Source organism: Spirosoma sp. 209 (assembly GCF_002006735.1).
Classification (GTDB): Bacteria; Bacteroidota; Bacteroidia; order Cytophagales; family Spirosomataceae; genus Spirosoma; species Spirosoma sordidisoli.
In genome coordinates this window covers 456700-479526 of sequence record NZ_MVEC01000004.1, presented here as the reverse complement: position 1 = coordinate 479526, position 22827 = coordinate 456700, and the positions used below count along the sequence as shown (strand labels likewise).

The following is a 22827-nucleotide window of genomic DNA, read 5'->3' as shown; positions in this document are numbered from 1 at the left end:
TGCTGGTTATTCTCAAAAGTACAGCGGGTAAGTATTTTTACTTAACACCGGATAGTCAGGGCAGTACTTCCAGCTTTTCGCCCGAAAAGGCCAGCGCTTTTTCGGCGAAGAGGGCTTTGGTAGCAGCCCAGGTCGTGCGGAACAGCTCGCTCTGCCGGTAGGCCTCCAGGGCATCGGCAGAGTCCCAGAGGCTGTAGGTCATACGCACCGCGGGATGGTCAGGGTCGCGCAGGAGCTCGAGGTGGCGGTTGCCGGGAAAAGCCCGGATGTGGTGTTTCGACCGATCGAAGATGGCGTGAAAATCGGGCAGGGCCTCTTCCCGAAAGGTCATACGGACAAAGCGAACAAGCATAGCGTATCTGTGACGACAGCCCCCCCCGTACCGGTTATTCCAGCTGGACAGTACCGGGTGGCCGTATTTTTTCAGCTTGCAAGGTAACACCTCTGTGCCAACGCTGCCAGTATTACCGGTCTGTATGTCAGCTACCGCGGCCCGGTGGCATGCGGCTGGCCAGCGCCGTTTATGGCTGTACTTCACTACCTCCGGGCGTACCCCGTTACAGGCCCGGCACTGTTTTTGTACACATCATCTTGTATCCATATAGAATAACCTCACTTCAAGCGCATCTTTTTCCGTTTCAGCCGACCAGCCATTGCCAGCGACCGGCCCGCAACGGACTTTTGCCAGCACTAACACAACCCGAAACTGACTACTACGATGCCATTCACCTACCCGCATTCCATTGAAAACAGTACTGGCGAAACGCTCATTTTTTACCAGGTCATTCCCGAACCCGATGGCGACCGCGTGGTTGGGGAGAACTTTGTAGCCCCGGGCTCCGGCCCACCTATGCATGTTCACTGGCTACAGGATGAAGGCTTTACGGTCCTTAGCGGAACCATTGGCTACCAACTGGCCGGCCAGAAAGAGCAGTATGCGCAGGCGGGTGAGACTATCGTGTTCAAACGCGGTGTGCCGCATCGATTCTGGAACGCGGGTACCGACCCACTGCACTGTAGTGCCTGGCTCAAGCCTGCCCACTCGATTGTCTTTTTTTTATCGGCCCTTTTTGCCGCCCAGAAAAAATCGGGTAACGCTCGCCCGGAAGCCTTCGACGCGGCCTATCTGCTAACCCGATACGCCGACGAATACGCCATGCCGGAGATTCCCTGGTTAGTCAGGCACGTTCTGATGCCCATTACGTACCGGCTGGGAAAACTGCTGGGCCGGTATGATCACTTTAAAGACGCCCCGGAACCGCTGAAACGGGCAACCAGTCTCCGGCAGTCGGCTGTTTCAGGCGCTGCTGTCCAGTCGGAGCAAACGCTGACGGCTACGCATTAGCATTAGTCTCTACAGGGCTGAGGCCGGGTAATGCCTGGGGCCAACCACGGCTGATGCATAATAAATAAAGCGTTTTCGGACCCACGGTGTTGTACAGGAAAACCAATCATCATGGCTCATCAGGAAAAGACCAACAAAAACAGTAAGAAAGCGGCTACCAAGCCTGCTAAAGTAGCCGGTCACCCAGTCCTGCCCAAGTATGCCCAGAACGATGCCCTTGTCGCACCGTTGGATCTTTCTCCAAAGGCCAAGAAAGGCCGGAAATAAACCCGCTTCAGTATCCCGGCCTACGGGTTATTATCCCCTCCTGAACAGGGGCTCGCTAACAGCCCGTAGGCTGATTTTTTTAACGGACAGGATCGACTCCATAGAGCGGCTCTTACGAACCTGTCCGGGCGTTTGCGAACGCCACAAGGTCATCAACCCCCGTACAATTTCTTGTACCAGCGGGAAAAATTGGTGGCTACGGAGACGTAAAGTCAACGGTCTTCCTGAATCAGGAGCCCCCTGTAAACTGGCCATACTCGTCTCAACAGACGCCGGCTTTTACAACCGATCAAACCAACCGATCATGACAAACCAACTCCCCTACACGTCCATTCCCGATACATCCGATACCATCTACTGGGAACCGAAATCGTTAAAGAATAATCTGCGGAGCACCACCTTTGTACCCCGAGACAGGGAGCTGCACCAGCAACTTCGGGTTAAAGCCTGGGCGGTTATTCAGGCTTCTCTGTCGAAGCGGAATAAAAAAGCGAAATACTAGCGGTCGGAACGGTTCCGTAAGTCTATGAAATCATAAATACCACGGCTGGTCAGTAGCGACAACGCGTCTGCCTGACCAGGAACCATACCCGCTCCTCCGGCCCGGCAAAACAGGGCCTGCTTTGGGAGAAACCGCTTTTTTTACCGGATAACCGTCAATTCGTACCAGTTCCGCAGGCTGCCCCGCCGGTAGTTTTGTCTCATCCATTTGGGACAGACATTTCCGTTTGCCCGATTGGCAACCATCGATCGACATTACTCGGAACAGGTATGGATAATCGCATTCTAGGTCTTCATCATATTACGGCCATCGCCAACAGCGCCCAGCGCAACTACGACTTTTACACCCGCGTGCTGGGCCTGCGGCTGGTCAAGAAAACGGTCAACTTCGACGATCCCGGCACTTATCATTTTTACTACGGCAACGAAGAAGGCACACCGGGCACCATCCTGACGTTCTTTCCGTGGGAGGGCATCGGGCCGGGTAAAAACGGCGTCGGCATGGCCACCGAAATCGGGTATTCGGTGCCCGTCGGGAGCCTCGACAGCTGGGCCGAGCGGTTCCGCGAAACAGGCGTCGCTGTGGGCGAGCAGGCCGAACGGTTCGGAGCACGCTACATGCCCTTTAAAGACCCCGACGGACTGGCCATCAGCCTGATCGAGCATCCCGACAGTCGGCCCGCCTGGGAAACCGAGGCCGTTCGGCAGGCTATGGCAACCCGGGGGTTTCACAGCATAACCCTGACGCTGCAAACGGTAGATGCCACGGCCCGCCTACTGACCGACCTGTTCGGCTATGAGCTACAGGCGCAGGATGGCAATCGCTATCGATTCAGTACCGATGCCATCGATACGGCGTCGATTGTCGATCTGCTCGAAGAACCCAAAGGCCCCATAGGCCGCAATGCCGCCGGCACCAATCACCACGTTGCGTTTCGGGTGGCCAATGAGTCTGTTCAGATGGCGCTCCGCGATAAAATCATGAGCCAGGGTCTGTCGATCACCCCCAAAATAGACCGCGACTATTTTTTCTCGCTCTATTTCCGCGAGCCCGGCGGGGTGCTGTTTGAGATCGCCACCGACAATCCCGGCTTCACTGTCGACGAACCCCTGTCGGCCCTCGGCACGTCGCTCCGGCTCCCGAAGCAGTACGAAGCCTCACGAGTGCACATCGAGAAGGCCCTGCCTGTACTGACCACCTGAGGGCTGGTCGACCAATTTTCTCCAGCCTCTTTACCCATCAATCACCAATCCTGACTGCGTATGGCCACGATAGCCTTATACGGATTTGGCCGCATTGGCCGACAGTTTCTGCGGATTGCCCTGCAACATGACCTGTTTACGCCGGTTGCCGTGGCCGATATCCGCGACGAATCGACGCTGGCAGCTCTGTTTGCGGTCGATACCAACTATGGGCGCTGGCCCGAACCCGTTACCGGACGGGCCGGTGCGCTACAGATCGGCCACCGCAGCCTGCCCTATATCAACTCGATGCAGGCAGTGCCGGACTGGGGTGCGCTGGGCGTCGATCTGGTCGTTGACTGTACGGGTCGGGCTACCACCCGCGCCGGTGCCCAGGTTCACCTGGATCGGGGCGCCCGCTACGTACTCATCAGCGCCCCAAGCAAGACCCTGGCCGACTGCGATGCCGTTCTGCTCAAGGGAATCAACCTGGATACGTTCGACCCGGCCAGCCATCACCTCATCAGCATGGGCAGTTGTACGACCAACGCCCTGGCTGCGGTGGTGAAGGTCATCCGGGAGCGCTTCGGGATTCAGTACGGCCTGTTTTCGACGGTCCACTCGTATACGAACACCCAGTCGCTGACCGATCAGCCGATGAAAGACCGGCGCGACTCCTGGGCCGCAGCCGAGAACATCATTCCTTCCTCGTCGGGAGCCGCCCGGGCGTTGCAGTTTATCTGGAACGATCTGAAAATTACGGGCAAAGCCTACCGCGTTCCGACCCGAACGGGCAGCATTGCCGAGCTGAATCTAATCACGGAAAAAGACTGTACGGTGCAGGACGTCAACGATGCGTTTCGCCGGGCCGCTACCGAGGGGCCGCTGAGAGGGGTTCTGGACGTACTGGATGGCGAGTGGGCCTCGTCGCGGATTGTGGCCGATCCTCACTCCTCGATCGTTGATTTACCCCTGACCGCCAAAGAAGGCAATCTGCTGTCGGTAGCCACCTGGTACGACAACGAGTGGGGCTTCGCGAACCGCCTGGCCGAAGTGGCTGCGTTTCTGGCCGACCGCATCTAGCCGACCGCAAATTTTCTAATCAACACCCGTTCACCATGGGACAACTCCATTACGATACCGTTTCGGAAGCCGTTGCTGCCTTACAGAAACAGGGATTCACGACCGATTTCCGACTCGAGCAGGACCGGCTGGTCTGCCCGGTGGCGTCCTTTGGCGCCGATGAGTTTACGATCGTCGACATCTACCGCTACGAAGGCGATACCGACCCCGCCGACGAAGCCAGCGTCTACGCCATCAAGTCCCGGTCGGGGTTGAAAGGGATACTGGTTACCGGTTACGGCGCTTCGGCCGATGCGGTATCAACTGCCCTGCTCGAAAAGCTTCATAGCCGATAAACGTCAATTCCGATTTACCCCACTACAACAACCAGGTTCTTATGAAAACAACTATTGGTATCTCGCCCGAAAACCGCGAAGTCGTTGCGCATCAGCTGGCCATACTGCTGGCCGACGAGTTTGTGCTCTACACCAAAACCCTCAATGCCCACTGGAATCTGGAGGGCATCGACTTTCACTCCGTACACCGTTACTTCGAGGAGCTCTACACCCAATCGGCCGACATGGTCGACAATGTGGCCGAGCGCATCCGGCAGCTGGGCCACTATGCTCCCGCCACCCTGAAGAATTTCCTGCAACTCACCCACCTGACCGAACAGGACGAAGATGGCAATGACAGCCGCAGCCTGATCAGAAAACTACTGGCCGATCACGAGAGCCTGATCGAGTTTATCCGGGGTACGATCAACGAGTTTCAGGAAGCCCATCACGATGCCGGCACGAGCGATTTTGTTACGGGGTTGATGGAAAAACACGAAAAAATTGCCTGGATGCTGCGGTCCCATCTCCGCTGAACAACTACGGAAACGGTCGGCAGCCTCCAGACATAGCCTCCAAAAAGAATGCGACTCTCCAGAATAACTGGAGGTTACCGCCAGACAGACAATAGAGTAACTTCTTAACAATCAGTACATTGCCTCAAAAATAACACTCTATTTCAAACTGGCATTTTCTTGGCAATGTAGTTCGTACTGGCCGGGTCAACCTCCCCTCCGAACTCTTCGCCTTATGAAACCAAATACGCAACACGGGCTCCTCGACGTACAGCGATTCGAAACAAGTCACTGGCCGTTGGCCGGTCGGGCGCAGCGCCAGTTCAAGCTGATCCTGATCCGGGCCGGCTATGGCTATCACCGCATCAACGGCAATCAGTTTCCCTACCGGTCCGGCGATATTTTCTTCCTGGGCCCGGTAGACAGCCACTCTTTCCTGATCGATCAGCCAACCTCGTTCTGCGTGCTCACCTTTACGGAGCTGTACCTCTCTCGCCTGTCGGCAAGCGGTCAGGAGGCCTGGCCCCAACTGAGCGACCAGGGCCAGCTGGTCAGCCAGCCGTTCGTTGGCAGTATCGTCAGCAACACGACGGAACAGCAGCACCTGAGCGCGCTGGTCGATATGGTCCAGGCGGAACAATTCAATCACGGGCATCTGCTGGCCAACCCCATTGTAGAGTCGCTGATGAAAACGATTGTCAGTCTGGTAGATCGTCAGCTGGCGCGGCATCCGATGCAGCTCCCGACGCCGAAGAATGCGTCTCCGTCGCTGATCCGGCGCATGGGTGCTTATATCTGCCATCATATTACCCAGCCCGATCGGCTCCGCATCGACAGGATGGCCGACGTCTTTCATTATTCGCAGAGCCACCTGAGCGCGCTCTTCAAGCAACAGGCGGGCGAGTCGATTCAGCAGTATATTATCCGGTACAAGCTCCAGCTGGTAGAAGCCCGGCTGCGGCTGAGCAACATGACCATTTCGCAGATTGCCGACGAGTTTGGCTTTACCGACATCTGTCATCTCAACAAGCTGTTCAAACAGCGGTATCAGACAACTCCTACCGCCTACCGCAGGCGGGTTCAGGTGTCGGGACTGATCGATCCTACCTACGCCCACGACGCTTTCGATGCTGTCTGACCAACTCCGCCCGGACCGCCCGACCTGATTGGTCATACGCCGACTATTGGCTGCTGCTCTATTTTTTCTTCCGCGAAGGTCAGGCTGATCGCTACGCCGTTGTCCTGGCTGATCTGGAGATTGCCGCCGAGCTGCTTGCTCAGCCCCCGAATCAGGCTCATGCCCAGCGTACGACTCCGGTTCGGATTCAGGTCGGGGGGCAGGCCGACCCCGTCGTCTGCCATCACAAGCCGGTACGTCTTTTTGTCGAGCACCACGAACTCGATGCGGATGAGCCCGCTTTGCTGACCCGGGAAGGCGTATTTGAGCGAGTTGGTGATCACCTCATTGATAATCAGCCCCAGCGGAACGGCCAGCGTAACGTCCAGATCGACCGGCGCAATGGCGAGTTGTTTCTGCACCGTATCCTGCCGCGCAAAGGTCGTCAGCAGGTACTCGACAATATCGGCGATGTAGGCCCTCATCGAGATCGTGGAGAGCCGCTCCGACTGGTATAGCTTCTGATGAATCAGAGCCATCACATGCACCCGGTTCTGGCTTTCGCGGATGGCCGACAGGGCGGCTTTGTCTTTCAGGTAAACACCCTGCGAATGAAGCAGGCTGCTGATGATCTGCAGGTTGTTCTTGACCCGATGGTGAATTTCCTTGATCATCCATTCCTTCTCGTCCAGCAGGCCTTCTTTTTCGTCGAGCAGGCTATCTTTATCCCGGATGAGTATTTCCTTTTCGGCCAGAATCCGCTCCAGCGATTCGTTTTTTCGGTTGATTTCGAGCTGCTTGGCTTCCAGCAGCTGGTTGCTGCGCCGTTTCAGCCGGTACTGGCTATAGCTGAGTCCCAGCAGGCCCAGCAGCAGAACGGTACCGGCCAGTATGCCGTTGCGGGTGGTCTGGGCGCGGGCCAGCTCGTTCTGCTGCTGCTGAATCTGCTGCACTTTTTTGGCGGTGGCATACCTGACTTCCAGCTCAGCCAGCTTCCGGGTTTTGGTAACGGTAAAAATACTATCGTTCAGCGCCTTGTGCTGCCGGAAGTGATCAATAGCCGAGAGGTAGTTGCCTTCGATAGAATCGACCTTGAAGAGCATGTAATGAATATCCTTGACGGTCGAGAGCGAGTTTTTCTGGGGGTTATACGACAGCGCCTTCCGCAGGTAAAACCCGGCCTTTTTGACATCGTTACGCGCCAGATAAAACTTGCCGACGTCCTGCTGCACCTTCTGCGACATCTCGAAGTCACCACCCGATTTTTTATAATGGGCCACCGCCTGGAGGTAGTAGCGCTCGGCCAGGTCGTATTTCTTCAGATCATCGTAGCAGTAGGCGTAGCTCTGGGCCACGCATCCGTTTTGAATATTGTTGATCGTCGGGATCTCCTGAACCAGGTTGGTGATCAGCCCCAGCGCTTCGTAGGTTTTCCGGTGCGCAATCAGATCCCGCACCAGCTGACTGGCTGCGTTATACAGCGAGAAATTAGGCAGCTTCTCCTGACGCCATTGCTCGAAGCTCTTCCTGTACCAGTAGATGCTCTCGCTCTGCTGCCCCAGCTCCATGTACATCTGCGCCAGCGTACCGTAAAAAACGGCGGCCGACAGCGTATCCTGCGTCCGGTTCATACTTTCCAGGCACTGGAGCGCGTAGAAAAGCCCTTTGTCGAAATTACCCTTCAGCCGGTTCACGCTGGCCAGACTGCTGTAGGTGTAATGCAGCTTGGGGTACTTCAGCTGTTTGTAGCGACTGAGCACATCGGTAAAGGCCTGTTCGGCCACGTCGAGTTCGCCAAGGTCCATATGCAGCGACGCAGCCTGCTCCATCACCTGCACCTCCTTTGCCTGATTGCCAAGCTGTTTGTACAAAGCAGCGGCCTGCCGATAGTACGCAAAGGTTTCCGGGTAGTTCTTGATGATGTACCGCGTACAGGTCGCGAAACGCAGCGTAGCTTCGGCTTCGGTTTGCCGGTCGCTGGTTCGGCGGCACTCGTCGATCAGGTTGGCAAAAAGTGCCTTGCCCAGCCTGGTATTCCCCCGTTCAATGTAGGCAACGACCAGCAGGCTCTGGGCGTCATGCTGTTCGTTTACCCGATGCAGGGCGTTGCTGAGTTCGTTGGCCTGCTTCAGGTAGGTTATCGCACTGTCCAGGTCGCGGGTAACCTCGCCCGCCTTGTACACCTGAAACTTACCCAGTTCGATCAGCGCGTGGAGCCGGTTGGTGTCGGGCCCGCTGTTGTTGAGCTGAACCAGCAGCTGGCTCGCCATTTTGCGGGTAATATTCTGCGCATCGGCGGGCCGGGCCGTCAATAAAGCCAGCATAAGGCCGCCCCAAAACAGCCGCGCTCTCCGTCCCGAGCCGGGCAGTTGCACCTTGAAGCGGAAGAAAGGGACAGCAGACTCGGCCATCGGTTGTGTTTTTTTTAGCAGGGTACCGTACAGACGCACTGGACTTAGCGATCACCCGACGATGCGGTTGGAAACTGGGTGGCCAGCACTTTCCGGATGCCCAGTTTCTCCATCCGGTATTCCAGCGTTGTGGGCTTCAGATTCAGCCGTTCTGCCGCCCCCCCGCTTCCCCGGATGCGACCGTTGGTTTGCTTCAGCACCGACAGAATATACTCCCGTTCGGTATCCTGCTGAATCTGTTTCACATCCTGTAAATCCCGGGGCGCCGACATGGCGGGCTGCCCCTGAGCCGGATAGTCGCTGGCAGACGGCACCTGGGATACCGGGCAGCTCATGGCCAGCAGACTGTTGACCAGCGGCCGCCCCAGGCTGAGTGGTGTGTAGCCGTCGTTGATGATAATGGCCTGCTCGATGACGTTTTCCAGCTCACGAATATTACCCGGCCAGTTATGCCGGATCAGCTCGTTCAGCGCGGCATCGCCGATGCCGTGATAGGGTTTGCCCAGTTTGCGAGCCGATTTCTGGGCGAAGAACTGGGCCAGCAACGGTATATCGCCCGGTCGTTCGCGCAGCGAGGGCAACGTAATCGGGAAGGTAGCGAGCCGGAAATACAGGTCCATCCGGAAGCGACCCTCCGCTACTTCTTTCTCCAGCTGCCGGTTCGTAGCCGCAATGACCCGTACGTTGGTTCGGATGAGCGTTTTGCCGCCCAGGCGTTCAATTTCTTTCTCCTGCAACACCCGCAGCAACTTGGCCTGAAGCTCCAGCGGCATCTCACCAATTTCGTCCAGAAAGATGGTGCCGCCCTGCGCCAGTTCGAACTTCCCGATCCGCTTCTCGAAGGCCCCCGTAAACGCGCCTTTCTCGTGGCCAAACAGCTCCGATTCGATGAGGGTAGCCGGCAGCGCAGCGCAGTTGATCTTGACCAGGATTTTATCTTTCCGCGCCGACAGGTTATGCAGCGCCCGCGCAATGAGCTCTTTGCCGGTGCCGCTCTCGCCCAGAATCAGTACCGTAGTGTCGGTATTGGCTACCTGCGTAACCTGATCAAATACCTGCAGCAGCCGTTGACTGCGCCCGATGATTTCTTCGAAGTTGACCAGCGTTTTTACTTCTTCCTGCAGATAGGTGTTCTCCCGTTTGAGCTGTTCGCTGAGCCGGGCCACTTCTTCGAACGCAAACACCCGCTCCAGCATCAGTACAATGGGCTGTTCGAGCCGCTCGAGCAGGTTACTGTGCCGCGACTGGTAGGTATCGGCAGTACGGCTCATGAACGTGATCACGAACCGGTCGATCTGCCCCACGTGGAGCGGCATGACTAGCGCCGACTCCAGCCGAAAGGCAGCCGCCAGGGCCTGCACCTGCCGATTCCGTTTGCCCAAGGCAGCAAAGGTGTCGGCGCTGTAGCGCGTCGGGCCGTCGGCAACCGAGTCGGCCGGCGCCTGGGCCAGCTCGCCGACAGTTGTGCTGGTTACCTGCCGCAGATCGTCGAGGCTAGGAATCTGGTATTCATCGAATCCGACGCGGTAAAAGTTGAAGCTGTGCGCCGTTCCGTTTTTCTGGTAGCTGACGGTCAGAAAATCGAACGGTACGTGCGGCTGAAATACCCGGGCTGCGCTCAGCAGCTTCTGTTCCCAGCTCACCGGCTCCGAAAGCGCATCCGTCAGCGCAATCTGGAGCGCCTTTTCTTCACGAAGCCTTAGTTCAGCACTATGTGCCTGGCGGTATCGGCTGATCTCCAGGGTAGTCAGAATATCTTTTTCCCGAAACGGTTTGACAATATACCCAATGGGCTGAGTGGCCTTTACGGCTTCGAGCACCCGCCGGTTGTCATTGGCCGATATATAGATAAACGGAATTCCGCACCCCTCCAGCTGCTTCGCCAGGTCGATGCCGGTTTCGTTGCCTTTCAGGTAAATATCGAGCAGGACGATATCGGGCTGCTCCTGCTCCATAAAAGTCAGGGCTTCGGCTACCGAGTCGGCAATACCGATGATGGAGTAGCCAGCCTGTAGCAGAATGAGCTCCAGATCGTTGGCAATGATGTATTCATCTTCGACAATCAATAGTTTGCAGAACGATGTTGATGAAAGAGGAAGGCCGATTGATGGTTGCATAGTCTGAAGAGCTTTATCTGAATATCGAATACAGACCGCGTTGTCGGTTGGCTAACAAGAATTATTCCCGTTCGTGGCCCGGCTCCGTTATTGCCGAAAAACCCCGGCCAGGCCAGCCGCTTTGTGTCCGTATGTACTCATCATTGCTATAAATACGCGGCTAATCAGATCAAAAATAACAACTCTGCGCCACGTTACCGGAAATAATCGATAGATGTACCCGACTGCCAGCAGAGCACCCCCTACGGGTTGTATGGAGAACTCCAGAATGTCTGGAGTTCTCCATACAGAGCAGACCCGCTCACTGGAGTTGCAGCAACGGGCCATGCGCGTTATGAATTGACAATGAATAATTTATTCGTTTATACCCGTTTATGCCGGGCCTAATTACTAACCGGAGAGGTTGGCACTTGGGTTGATATAGGGTCTGGATAAAGCCCTTCCTTTTCAGATCGTCATGCCCACCTCCAGGCAGCTTATCGAAGTCGTTTATAGTGTAGCTACAGACAGCAATCTGAGCCGAATCCTGCCGATACTGGACGAGGATATCGTCCTGTATATGCCCGACTACATGTCGATCGGTGGCGAGTACCACGGGCGGAGGGGGTTTCTTACCCTCATGTCGAGGGTGTACAAACGCTGGGAGCGCATCGAGCTCAGCACGCTGGTGTTTTTCATACCGGACCACGATCCTCTCTCGAACGCGGTTGTAACAACGGGCCTGTTCAGCGGAACCCTCCTTCCCGATAGCGAACCGGTCAGCCTGCCGTTTCTCCATTACTGGCAGCTCAAAGACGAGAAGATAATCGCGCTGCGGGCCTTTAGCTGGCATTCCGCTCCCCTGTCCAACCGGCTCCGGCAAGATCAGAACCCGCCCAACCCGTTCCTGAACGGCCCGTATGTCTGGCCGAACGGGAAGCGATCCAACGGATCAGCCCCCTGATCACAAGATCCGATCGGGTACCAGCGGTAGCCCCATTCGGCTTCCGCATTCTGGATCACCCCGGCCCGTCAGGGCCATTACAGCCCAGCGTCGGTAGCAAGAGAATCAAATATCCGGCACCCCGGCCCGTAGGGCCACTACAGCGCAGCGTCGGTAGCAAGGGAATCAAATATCCGGCACCCCGGCCCGTCAGGGCCTCAACAGCGCAGCGTCGGTGGCAGGCGGTTCAACCGAATCAGACATTCCCAATCATCCATGGCCTGTAGGGCCATCACAGCATAGCGTCGGTGGCAGGCGGTTCAACCGAATCAGACATTCCCGATCAGTCATGGCCCGTAGGGTCATCACAGCGCAGCGTCGGTAGCAATTCGGTTCGGCCCGTTCGATTTCTGTAAAAGCAATGTGCCGTCAGGTACATAATTGGTTTGTCTCTGTCGATGCACGGTTTTGCCGTTTGCTGCTACCGACGCTACGCTGTAAAGGCCCTACGGGCCATGGATGATCCGGCCGTTTGCTGCTACCGACGCTGCGCTGTGATGGCCCTACAGGCCATTGTTCGGTGGGCACCTGTCAATCTCCCTACCGACGCTGCGCTGTTAAGGCCCTACGGGCCATGGATAATCCGGCCGAACGGGGCCGAACCAGATGCCACCCCTACCGACGCTACGCTGTGATGGCCCTACGGGCCATGGATGATCCGGCCGAACGGGGCCGAACCGGATTGCTACCGACGCTGCGCTGTGATGGCCCTACAGGCCATGGATGATCCGGAATGTCTGATTCTCTTGCTACCGATGCTACGCTGTAGTGGCCCTGACGGGCCAATCTGTTGTAATCAATCCCTCTTCCTTGATGATTCCTCTGCGCGGGCACGTACTGCATTACGTATAAGGCACGGCGTTATTAGGTTCCTATGGGCAGGCTGATGGTAAACTCGGTAAACTGGCCCTCTTCGGAGGTTACCGTAATGGTTCCGCCGTAGCCTTTGGTGATGATGTCGTAGCTCAGGGATAGGCCCAGGCCGGTGCCTTCGCCGGTGGGCTTGGTCGTAAAAAATGGCTGAAACAACTTGGGCAGCACCTCGTCCGGAATGCCGGTTCCGTTATCGCGAATCCGAATGCGGATGCAGGCGTCGTGCCGACGGGTCCTTATGTGTAGCGTAGGCTGATAGCCCGGTTCAGCCGTTTGCTGCCGTTTGTGCAGCGCGTACAAAGCGTTGCTGAACAGATTGAGCAGCACCCGGCCGATCTCCTGCGAAACCACCGGAACCAGCCCCAGGGTCGAGTCGAAATCCGTAACCAGCGCGGCCTCGAAGGTCGGCACCCGGGTTTGGAAACCCGCGTAAGCCAGTTTGCAGTTTTCGCTGGCCAGCGCGTTCAGATCGGTAAGCTGTTTCTCGCCGACGATGCTGCGGCTGTGCTCGAGCATGCCCTTCACGATCGACGAGGCCCGGTTGCCGTGGTGGGTTATTTTTTGCAGGTTTTGGGTCAGGTCGGCCAGCAATTCGGCTTCCAGCGCCTGGTCGCGGGTGGGGCTCTGGGCTTCCTGCGCCAGCTCCGTAACCAGCTCGGTCGATACTTCAGAAAAGTTCTTCACGAAGTTGAGCGGATTCTGGATTTCGTGGGCAATCCCCGCCGTCAGCTCACCGAGGCTGGCCAGCTTCTCCCGCTGAATCAACTGCGTCTGGGTGTCGCGAAGCTCAATCAGCGACTGGTTCAACTCTGCCGTCCGGTCGGCTACCTGCTGTTCCAGCAGCTGGTTCTGATTGGCCAGCAGGTGCTGCTTTTCCTGCTCCTGCGCCAGCGTTTGTGCCGACAGGCGCCTGACGGCCTCAAACTGCTCCCGCAGGGCCTGGTATGTACGGGCATAGTCGCTGACGAGCGAAAACGACAGGCCTATCGGGATACTGAACATCATCATCAGCCCCAAAATTGCCGTTGGCAAAACCAGCCAGAGCGAGGGCGTCACCGTATCCGACAACCCGTTCAGCAGCTGCGCCAGTATATTTATACCGATGATGGCCAGCAGTGAAAACAGCGAAAAGCGCAGCGATTTCCAGGGCAGATGGGAATCCGGGTCGGGGTTTCGACGCCGGGCCAGCCAGCTCACCCGGGTGTATTCGATCAGCACAACGATGAACGAAATCCAGGCCTTGCCATTAATAACAGAGTAGAGCACACAGCCGTAAACCACCATAAACAGCAGAATGGCACTAATTGCCCAGAAAACCACGCCCAACCGCCGGCCCAGGTAGATATAGACCGATAGCAGCAACAAACCCAGCGCCAGATTGACCATGACCCAGAAGCCCAGCAACAGCCCGGAGTCGAGGGTGAGCGTGCCAACCTGACTACTGATCTGATCGATCAGAAAAATCAGCGAGAAAGACAGCATGGTCAGGGCCAGCACCAGGTTGACCCGTTGTGATCGATTGGCCCGGTAGAACAGCAAGTGTAGCAGGCTGAGTACCCCAAAAATACCCGTCAGCAAATACTCCATAGCGGCCGACTGAGCCTGGTTGCTCATGAGTTCGACGGGGGCCCGGTCAGCCGTTTGAAACGACACCTGAAACGGCATTTTGTTCACAGAATTGCCGATGATCGAATCGCGCCGGAAGGTATAATGAACCGCGAGCGTATGTCGACTGGTATCGCTGATCGGGAGCGGCACGAAGGCAACCAATCGCTGTGAACCACCCGAATCGAACAGGGCCGGTTTTAGGCTAGCCAGCCGCTTTCCATCCAGGTAGACCTCCGATGCGCCAAACTGCCGGAACGTCATGACCAGTTCGTCTTTTTCGGGCCGCTGCAGCTGAATGATTCGGCGGAACCAGCCATGACCCGCCTGCCAGAGCTTCGTGTTTTCTGTAATACGGATTCGGGGACTGATTTTTTGCCAGTGTCCGTGATTATAGTACGGGCTGGCCCAGCCCGTACTATCACCAGCCCGAAACCGCCAGGCGTTTTTCCAGCCCACATCGACCGACGAAAAATTTTCGATCACAATCGCCTGAGCGCGGGCGTTCAGGGACCCTGACAGGACAAAAAGGCACATACCTAAGCGGTAGAGGTATCGCATCATAAGGCAAAGAAAGTAGACCCGGTCAGCAAAACATTTTTACTGTATTTAGTTGTACAGCGTAGTATCATGCAGGCGGCCTGAATCGCCAGACAGCGGCACCGCTCTGCATCTAAACCAATCCTATTGTATGCAATATCGCACATTCGGCCGCACCGGCTGGCAAGTTTCTGAAATTGGCTATGGCATGTGGGGCCTGGCGGGCTGGACCGGCTCCGAGCGCCCCCAGATCGAGCAGGCGCTCGACCGCGCCGTTGAACGCGGTTGTAACTTCTTCGATACGGCCTGGGCCTATGGCAACGGCCTGAGCGAACAGATTCTGAAAGACCTCCTGGCCCGTAACCGCGACAAACAACTGTACGTTGCCACCAAGATTCCGGGCAAAAACTTCAAATGGCCGTCCAAACCCGAATACGCCCTGGAAGACGTGTTCCCGGCCAGCCACATCATCGACTACACCGAAAAGAGTTTGAAAAACCTTGGCGTCGAGACGATAGACCTGCAGCAGTTCCACGTCTGGGAAGACGCCTGGGCTAACCAGGACGAATGGCAGCGGGCCGTAGAGCAGCTGACCCAGCAGGGCAAGGTGCGGGCGTGGGGTATTTCGGTGAACCGCTGGGAACCCGACAACTGCCTCAACAGCCTCCGCACCGGCCTCATCGACGCGGTACAGGTTATTTACAATATTTTTGACCAGAACCCCGAAGACAACCTCTTCCCACTCTGCCGCGAACTGAACCTTGGCGTTATTGCCCGCGTCCCGTTCGATGAAGGTACGCTGACCGGCACCTTTACGAAAGAAACGACCTTCCCGGCCGACGACTGGCGGTCGACCTACTTCGTGCCCGAAAACCTCAACAGCAGCGTTGACCATGCCGACGCCCTACGGCCCCTGATTCCGGCCGGTATGACGATGCCCGAAATGGCGCTTCGATTCATCCTCAGCCATCCCGATGTGCACACCACCATTCCCGGTATGCGTCAGCTCCGCAACGTAGAAGCCAACACGGGCGTCAGTGACGGACAGGCTCTACCGGCCGAGCTGGTAAACGCCCTGAAAGGCCACCGCTGGGACCGCACCCCGACCGAGTGGAGCCAGTAGGTAACGGACGCCCGTCAGTCAACAACCAGTACGGAGTGTAGCGTCAGTTGCGGAACCGTAACGGTAGCTACCCCCTGGGCATAGCGCATCGGCAGTGACCGGTTTTCCGGTTGCTGTACGATGCGCTTTGGCTTTTTGTCGGTGCGTACCCGAACGGTCAGGTTCGTCAGGGGCGGCACTTCATCATACGTAAACACCCGGGGGTCGGCATGTCGACCACCGGTATTGATCAGATTGATAGTCAACCGATTGTCATGCCGGCTGGGTACCACATGAACCAGGCGTGACCCACTCACCTCCACGATCGGGTTCGGCAGCAGCGGCCGGGCCAGCCCCGCCAGAAAATCGCGCAGTTTGGTCGACTGGTGGGTGCGGTAGTCGGTGCTCAGGTCGGCATACACGGCCGTTATCCGCCCCTGCCCGAACGGCGTTTCGGTAGCCGCTACGCTCGTTACCGACCCACCCGTTGCCGAGCTGTGGAGCTGTGCAACCGGCCGGGTATGGGCTCCTGTAAGCTGAACGGGCAGAAACGGACCTGCCAGCACCACCGACTGTCCGCTGGCCTCCACCCGCCGGGGTCCGTTCAGCACCGGCCCCGTTGGCAATACGCCCAGTTCACCGGCAAACTGACGGGCATTGGTAGCGCCGATGATGAGCAGATGACCGCCCTGTTCGGCGTAGGTAAGCAGCTCGTTCCGAAACGCCGGGTCGAGCGAGTCCTGCTGCGACAGCACAATGACCGGGTACTGCTGCATACGACCGCGCAGATGATGCTCTGACAGCACCTCTACCGGTAGCTGCGCATCGAGCAGTGCCGTCAGTACGCCATTGATGCGCTGGGTCTGGCCACCAAACAGCGACTGGCTGGTGGCTCTGACCGTGGTATTCGAATACAGCAGCGCCACCTGCGGCACCGCTACGCTCCCCTGACAGAACGGTTGCCGGGCTCTGACAAACCGGCCCAGCTCAGCCATGACCGGCAGGTCGCCCAGCGGCAGCGAGCCGTCGCGCTGCTGCTGGTAGTAGGCCTGAAACCCGCCCCCCAGCGACAGTACTTCGGCCGCTTCCTGCATGAGGTGAACGGCCGTTTTCTGATCACCCTGCCGGGGCGGGCCAAATTCGTACCAGAATCCCCACGACATCAGATCCCAGGGTTTCCTGTACAGCTGCCCCTGCGCGGCCAGGATACGCCCTTCGAGGGCGGCCGAGTTTACGCTGTTGCCCGGCGTCAGATCGCCCGAGAGGTAGTCGACATTGGTCGTGATGGGTTCGGGCATCATGGACGAGTAGGCCCAGTTGGAAGCAATCTGGAACGTGGGCCGATGGCGGTGTACTTCGTCGACGTAATGGCCGATGTACTGGATAAACGACTCGCGGGCCATGTTCTTAAACAGATCGTAGCCGGGGTCGTTGCTGGAACGCGGAATGGATTGCAGCCCCGTTGTGGTCCGGAACCGGTCGAGCGCAGCGGGCGAGTAATCGGGTACTGTGGCCCAGCACTCGCCATCGACCCAGACGCCATCGGCTCCGTAGTCGGCCAGTTCGCGGAGCTGCGGAATCAGTAACGAGTCGGCATAGGGGCCATAGACCGATGCTTTCGACAGGTCGGTGCTGCCGTCTGCTTTCCGGGCCGCCCAGCCGGGATACTTGGCCAGTACGGCATCGTCATAGACGCCCGAATAATGCAGATACAGGCCTACGCCGTGTTTTTTAGTGATGGCCCGGTAAAAAGCCAGCGGGTCGTTGGTAATACGGGGCGCTACCGAGGCTGTAGCCACCCGCGAGGGGTAACTGCTGATACCGGGATGCCCCTTGCAATCGACCTGGATGAAGTCAGGCTTAACGGCCGCCAACAGTGAATCGATCTTTTTTTCGGAGAGATTTCGGCCAATCAGCGAATCGCCGGAGCCGGCGTGGAAATCGAAATGAAGCCCGAAATACCGGCGTACCGGAGGCCTTCCGGAGGCTGACTGCGCCTGAAGTTGACCACAAAAAAGGGTAAGAAGCAGAACGACAATAACTCTCATTGCTGATGTATTGGTTTGTATAGACAACGCCCGGGCCGCCCGGAATCTCACACCCTCTGTCAACAATTCGCGCCTACCCGATCAGACCCGGCTGCTATTCTAAAGCAGAATCGAGCCATAACTAACTATACTTCAGCCGCTTATTTTTCCCGAAAAACAGAAAGGTTTTTTTGACGAATTAGCGCTATAAACAGAGCGAGGTGGCACGACCCAACGGCATGCCACCTCGCTCTGCTCCCCTGCGGATACGGTCGGTCACCTAATACTCCTGCTCCAGGGGGTGAACCATGAACTCGTCGATCACGACGTGGGCGGGGCGGCTGATGATGAATAGCATCGACTCGGCCATGTCTTCGTTTTTGAGCCAGTTGGTCGAGGTTTCGTGGCCGTGGCCTTTGGCGTGGAAGTGCGAATCGACCAGGCCCGAATATACTCCCGACACTTTGATACCAAATGGACGAACTTCCTTCCGCAGCGCACCCATGAACGCTTCCTGCGCGTATTTGCTGGCCGTATACAGCGATCCACCCGCAAAGGTCCGCTTGGCCACATCGGAAGCTACGATGACGATATGGCCCGACCCCTGCGCCTTCAGCGTGGGCAGGGCCGCTTTGGTCAGTACAAACGTGCCTTTTACGTTGGTGGCCATCAGCGCATCCCACTCCTCAACCGTCAGCTCATCCACGTTTTTGAAGACGCCGTATCCGGCATTGTTGATCACCACATCGATCCGGCCGAACCGGTCGAGGGCGGTTTGTACAACGGCGGCCATGTCGGCCTCGCTGGCTACATCGCCGGCAACGGCAACAATATTGGCATGTTCGGCTTCCAGCGTTTTCAGGTCATCGGCATTGCGGGCGGTTACGACGACGTTAGCGCCGTTTTTAGCGAGCAGCAGCGCCGTGGCCCGGCCAATACCGCGCGAGGCCCCCGACAGAATGATGGTTTTGTTTTCGACAGTCATACGTTAGAATTTTAACTGCAAAGAACGCAAAGGTTGACGCAACCGTCGCAAAGAAGTTCGGGACTGACGACCTTTGTGGCCTAAACCAATCCTTGATCTGACCCTTATGCACGATTCCTTATCCGATAAACTCACGCAGCTGGAGCAAAAATTTGCGGCCATGGGGCAGGACATGAGCGCCTACCTCGAAGGCCTCCTCCAGGCCGATTACCTAACCTACTGGGATTACATCCACCTCGACACGCTGCTGTCGCTGCAAAACCCCAAAACGGCCTATCCGGATGAGCTGATCTTCGTGACATACCACCAGATTACCGAACTGTATTTTAAGCTGATTCTGCACGAGATCGCGCAGATTGCCGATGCCGCCCCGCTGACGGCTGACTTTTTTACGGCGCGTATCCAGCGCATCAACCGCTATTTCGGCCTGCTCGAAGAATCGTTTGGGGTTATGATTGCAGGCATGGAACGCGAGCAGTTTCTGAAATTCCGCATGGCCCTGCTGCCCTCGAGCGGGTTTCAGTCGGTCCAGTTCCGCGAGATCGAGATCGTATCGACCAACTTCCCAAACCTGCTCATCGACCCACCCGCCCGCGCTACCACCATCAGCGAGCAGTATGACGCCATTTATTGGAAACGGGGCGCTACCGAACTGGCTACGCACCAAAAGACCCTGACCCTGAAACAGTTCGATCAACAGTACAGCGGTCGACTCATCCGGCTGGCCGAGGCCTATCAGCCGAGAAACCTGAACCAGCGGCTGCTCGATCTGGAGCAGGCCGGCGGTGCCACTGACGAGCTGCGGTCGGCCCTGCGCGAGTACGACCAGCGCGTAAACGTCCGCTGGAAACTGGCTCACCTGCGGTCGGCGGTGCAGTACCTGCAGAAAGCCCCCGACGACATTCGGGCTACGGGCGGCACCAACTGGCAAACCTACCTGCCACCGGCTCAGCAGCAGCGTATGTTCTTCCCGACCTTGTGGCCGGCCGATGCGCTACAGACCTGGGGTAAGCACCTCCATTGATCAGTCGTTGCGTAGCTTCTTGAAATACCGGACCATCTCGCCGTAGCCCAGCCCCATCGACAGGCCCGTTACGGCCTGGGTGATGCGTTTGGTCTTGGTATCAATAGTTTTAGCATCCTCGATCCAGTTGCTGAAATACGTCTGGTGGCCTTTGGGTAAGGTGTTGAAGAACGCCAGGGCGGCCGGCTCATCGTCCAGGCAAGCCAGCAGGTCGGGCGAGAGCGGCATCGAGTCGGTATCCAGCGCCAGCTCTACCCGTACGGTAGCGCCTTCTTCCTTTCGGATACCGCGTCGCATGTCGGCGTTGACGGGCATGATAAAGGCGCTATCGGCACCGCCGGCCTGCCCCATTGGCAGCAGGGCCACGAACTTGATGGCCAGGGCGTCGAGTGTGCCCTTCACCCGAAACGAGGTTCGCTGGCCCGGGCTGAGGGCGTCCGATACGTGGCTGGGAATCTCGATATAGGTCCAGCCGGTTTTTTCGCCTTTCTGCTCGAAACGCTGGAGCAGGGCTGTAAAGGTACAGGTCATAGGAATGAGAATAGGGTGGCAGGCGGGCACCTGCCGCAAAAATAGGTCACCAGCCCTACCACCCTACTCGCCTTAGCGTCAAAATTACAATCGGATACCCAGCGTAATAACTCCGCTACGCCCATCCGACGGCCATATACCAGGACCGGGATAAAACGTGGGCCGCTTGGTGAAGTACGCCTGATCAAGCAGGTTGTTCAGGCTACCGCGCCACGTCAGCCACGGCCGAATCCGCCAGCTGGCATTCAGATCCAGCAGGCTATAGCCCGGCACTGGGCCTCTGGCTCCGTTGGCCGAAGGTTCGGGGCTGTTCAGCGCATCGGAAAACGTAGGCCCCACGTAACTATACTGCGCTGTCAGGCTGGCCTTGCCGTAGCGAATTGTCAGCCCGTTGCGCGATGTCCAGCGGGGAGCCGACTCGACCCGGTTTCCGGTAAGGTCCCGGTTGTCGGTACCCGCACTAATAACCGCGTTCACGTAGCGGGCATCGATAAACGCCGATGCGCTGAACATACTCAGGGTCAGCCGACGGCTCTGCCACAAAACCGCTTCTGCCAGCGCTTCGATACCCTGGCTGCGGCTATCGCCGATGTTTGTTCGCAGAATATACGACGCCCCATCGACACCGACCTGAACCAGACTTCCCAGCCGATTGCGGTACAACAGGTCGAACAGCGTCAGGTTTAGATGAACGTTGCTCCAGTAGCCTTCCAGCCCCAGTTCGGCCGTATGACCGAGCGCATCCTGTAGATTTTTATCGACCCGTTCGTAGACCGATGCCGGAATAATATCCTTAAAAATAACGGGTCGGTAAGCGCGCGTCCAACCACCGTAGAGCCGCAACTGCCGGGTAAGCTGGTACTGCGCACTGAAGCCCGGTAAGGCAAAGCGATGCGCAATATCGGTCGGTAGGTCGCCGGGGTCGTAATAGCTGATGGTACCGCGCATACGGGTCAGCCCCTGTTCCATACGGATACCGGGCGAGATCGTCAGCCGGGAACCCAGCCGAACCTGCGCTTCGGCAAAAAGAGCACCGTTGCGCGTACGATACCACAAGTCGCGGCCAAAGGGGGCCGTCAACGTCAAGTCATAGGCCGAGCCGGTCGTTCCTTTACCCAGCTGTTGCCGGTGCAGGTCGTTATGCATAAACTGCCCGCCCAGCACCACGGTGCTCGTTATACCCGCCACGCTCAGCTGCCGCAACAGCCGAACCTCCGACGTATAGCTGTTAAACTGATCTACATCTACCTGCCGGGGTTTGTACTGTCCGGTTGCGGGATCAACGGCATCAGGCACCGTGGCAAACGCATCGAGCTGAACGCTGTTCCGCTGACCAAGAACGGCCGAGGTTGTCCACTGAAGCCGCGTCCGATTATCCAGCTGCCAGTCTACCCGTACCGACGGCACCCAAATATCGGGGTTGAAGTAATTTCGGCTCCGGGTAGCCTGCCGGGGATCGGCCCTGAACATGGAGTCGGTCAGCGGACCGGGAATCTGATACACATAAGCCGAGCGGCCAGCTTCGGCGGTAATGGTCAGCCCGGGCGTCAGCTGGTAACTGAGCCGCATCAGCTGGGCCTGCGCATCTGACCGACTGTTGGCCCGGTATCCGTCCGAATGGCGCCAGTACGCATACCCATAGTAGGTCAGCTTACCGATTCGGCCACCTACCGCGTTGTAGCTACTTCGGAGGCCAAACGAGCCCAGCGACCCAATGGTCTCGAAACCGAATCGACGGGTAGTATCGGCTTGTTTGGTCACATAGTTTAGCATACCGCCAAACTGAGCGCCGTACTGCAGCGAGGCCGATCCGCTGACCCATTCAATCTGTTCCAGGCTCTCACCAGGGGGCGAATAATGACTGGCCGGATACGCATACATATCCGAATTAGTCAGCACACCATTCTGGCGGATATTATTCTCCCACGACCGGTGGGGGTCAAGGCCACGGGTTGCTACGTTGATCTGATTACCGGTACCGTCCATATCATAGACGAACAAGCCCGGCACCCGGCCCAGCATCTGCCGGGCGTTCTTCTCAACAACGTTCACGTCCAGATCGGCAACCGGAATCAGCGCACTCCGTTTACCAGCCATCAGAAATGTGCCCTGTACCGTTGGTAAGGACCGGATCATAACAGCCCTCGATGCCCGTATATCGATCGACTGAAGCGTTCGCACGGGGAGCGAATCCGCTTCGGCGCTGTGTGTGACAGACTGCGCCGTTCCGGTGGATGGCTGCCATACAGCCATAACCACCGGAATCAGCCCCGTCAGTCGACAAAGCCAGTACGACATGTCAAGAG

Annotated in this window: 20 protein-coding genes; 12 read left to right on the top strand and 8 right to left on the bottom strand. The window is 57.5% G+C overall.

Annotation, left to right across the window (positions count from 1 at the left end; translation table 11 throughout):
• Positions 1 to 55: 55 nt before the first annotated feature.
• Positions 56 to 352, bottom strand: coding sequence for a putative quinol monooxygenase (locus B1C80_RS09830; protein ID WP_077920884.1), 297 nt, complete (start codon positions 350 to 352; stop codon positions 56 to 58).
• A gap of 366 nt (positions 353 to 718) precedes the next feature.
• On the opposite strand from B1C80_RS09830, the gene B1C80_RS09825 reads away from it, so the two are divergent.
• From B1C80_RS09825 to B1C80_RS09795, 8 genes are all read left to right on the top strand, one after another.
• A complete protein-coding gene (locus B1C80_RS09825) occupies positions 719 to 1345 on the top strand; it encodes a cupin domain-containing protein (RefSeq protein WP_077920883.1) in 627 nt (208 codons plus the stop codon).
• Positions 1346 to 1456: 111 nt separating this feature from the next.
• Positions 1457 to 1612, top strand: coding sequence for a hypothetical protein (locus B1C80_RS28515; protein WP_165358843.1), 156 nt, complete (start codon positions 1457 to 1459; stop codon positions 1610 to 1612).
• A 304-nt stretch (positions 1613 to 1916) separates the two neighbouring features.
• Positions 1917 to 2114 carry a hypothetical protein gene (locus tag B1C80_RS09820; protein WP_077920882.1) on the top strand — a complete coding sequence of 66 codons (198 nt, stop codon included), beginning with the start codon at positions 1917 to 1919 and terminating at the stop codon, positions 2112 to 2114.
• Between the two features lie 269 nt (positions 2115 to 2383).
• Complete coding sequence (locus B1C80_RS09815) at positions 2384 to 3316, top strand: ring-cleaving dioxygenase (RefSeq protein ID WP_077920881.1); 933 nt, start codon at positions 2384 to 2386, stop codon at positions 3314 to 3316.
• A gap of 60 nt (positions 3317 to 3376) precedes the next feature.
• A complete protein-coding gene (locus B1C80_RS09810) occupies positions 3377 to 4378 on the top strand; it encodes a type I glyceraldehyde-3-phosphate dehydrogenase (protein ID WP_077920880.1) in 1002 nt (333 codons plus the stop codon).
• A 35-nt stretch (positions 4379 to 4413) separates the two neighbouring features.
• Complete coding sequence (locus B1C80_RS09805; protein WP_077920879.1) at positions 4414 to 4713, top strand: hypothetical protein; 300 nt, start codon at positions 4414 to 4416, stop codon at positions 4711 to 4713.
• Positions 4714 to 4754: 41 nt separating this feature from the next.
• Positions 4755 to 5228: a Dps family protein gene (locus B1C80_RS09800; protein WP_077920878.1), complete on the top strand. Its 474-nt coding sequence runs from the start codon at positions 4755 to 4757 to the stop codon at positions 5226 to 5228.
• Between the two features lie 214 nt (positions 5229 to 5442).
• A complete protein-coding gene (locus B1C80_RS09795) occupies positions 5443 to 6345 on the top strand; it encodes an AraC family transcriptional regulator (RefSeq protein WP_077920877.1) in 903 nt (300 codons plus the stop codon).
• A 32-nt stretch (positions 6346 to 6377) separates the two neighbouring features.
• On the opposite strand, the gene B1C80_RS09790 is transcribed toward B1C80_RS09795, so the two are convergent.
• On the bottom strand, positions 6378 to 8735 hold the full coding sequence (locus B1C80_RS09790; protein ID WP_077920876.1) for a histidine kinase dimerization/phosphoacceptor domain -containing protein: 2358 nt from the start codon (positions 8733 to 8735) through the stop codon (positions 6378 to 6380).
• Positions 8736 to 8779: 44 nt separating this feature from the next.
• On the bottom strand, positions 8780 to 10852 hold the full coding sequence (locus tag B1C80_RS09785) for a sigma 54-interacting transcriptional regulator (protein WP_077920875.1): 2073 nt from the start codon (positions 10850 to 10852) through the stop codon (positions 8780 to 8782).
• A gap of 457 nt (positions 10853 to 11309) precedes the next feature.
• On the opposite strand from B1C80_RS09785, the gene B1C80_RS09780 reads away from it, so the two are divergent.
• Positions 11310 to 11795, top strand: coding sequence for a nuclear transport factor 2 family protein (locus B1C80_RS09780; protein ID WP_077920874.1), 486 nt, complete (start codon positions 11310 to 11312; stop codon positions 11793 to 11795).
• A gap of 437 nt (positions 11796 to 12232) precedes the next feature.
• Entirely contained in the window at positions 12233 to 12469 is a 237-nt protein-coding gene (locus B1C80_RS28100; protein ID WP_139361625.1) for a hypothetical protein, read from the top strand.
• Positions 12470 to 12698: 229 nt separating this feature from the next.
• Here B1C80_RS28100 and B1C80_RS28095 read toward each other — a convergent pair whose 3' ends face one another.
• A complete protein-coding gene (locus B1C80_RS28095; protein WP_139361624.1) occupies positions 12699 to 14876 on the bottom strand; it encodes a sensor histidine kinase in 2178 nt (725 codons plus the stop codon).
• Positions 14877 to 15003: 127 nt separating this feature from the next.
• Between B1C80_RS28095 and B1C80_RS09770 the strand changes: the two genes are divergently transcribed.
• Positions 15004 to 15975 carry an aldo/keto reductase gene (locus B1C80_RS09770; RefSeq protein WP_077920873.1) on the top strand — a complete coding sequence of 324 codons (972 nt, stop codon included), beginning with the start codon at positions 15004 to 15006 and terminating at the stop codon, positions 15973 to 15975.
• Between the two features lie 14 nt (positions 15976 to 15989).
• Here B1C80_RS09770 and B1C80_RS09765 read toward each other — a convergent pair whose 3' ends face one another.
• Together B1C80_RS09765 and B1C80_RS09760 are read right to left on the bottom strand one after the other, a co-directional pair.
• Positions 15990 to 18002 carry a hypothetical protein gene (locus B1C80_RS09765; protein ID WP_077920872.1) on the bottom strand — a complete coding sequence of 671 codons (2013 nt, stop codon included), beginning with the start codon at positions 18000 to 18002 and terminating at the stop codon, positions 15990 to 15992.
• A gap of 259 nt (positions 18003 to 18261) precedes the next feature.
• Entirely contained in the window at positions 18262 to 18966 is a 705-nt protein-coding gene (locus B1C80_RS09760) for an SDR family oxidoreductase (RefSeq protein WP_077920871.1), read from the bottom strand.
• Positions 18967 to 19072: 106 nt separating this feature from the next.
• Between B1C80_RS09760 and B1C80_RS09755 the strand changes: the two genes are divergently transcribed.
• Positions 19073 to 19990, top strand: a complete 918-nt coding sequence (locus B1C80_RS09755; protein ID WP_077920870.1) for a tryptophan 2,3-dioxygenase family protein — start codon at positions 19073 to 19075, stop codon at positions 19988 to 19990.
• On the opposite strand, the gene B1C80_RS09750 is transcribed toward B1C80_RS09755, so the two are convergent.
• A complete protein-coding gene (locus B1C80_RS09750; RefSeq protein ID WP_077920869.1) occupies positions 19991 to 20521 on the bottom strand; it encodes a YdeI/OmpD-associated family protein in 531 nt (176 codons plus the stop codon).
• An 84-nt stretch (positions 20522 to 20605) separates the two neighbouring features.
• A complete protein-coding gene (locus B1C80_RS09745; protein WP_077920929.1) occupies positions 20606 to 22819 on the bottom strand; it encodes a TonB-dependent receptor domain-containing protein in 2214 nt (737 codons plus the stop codon).
• Positions 22820 to 22827 lie beyond the last annotated feature (8 nt).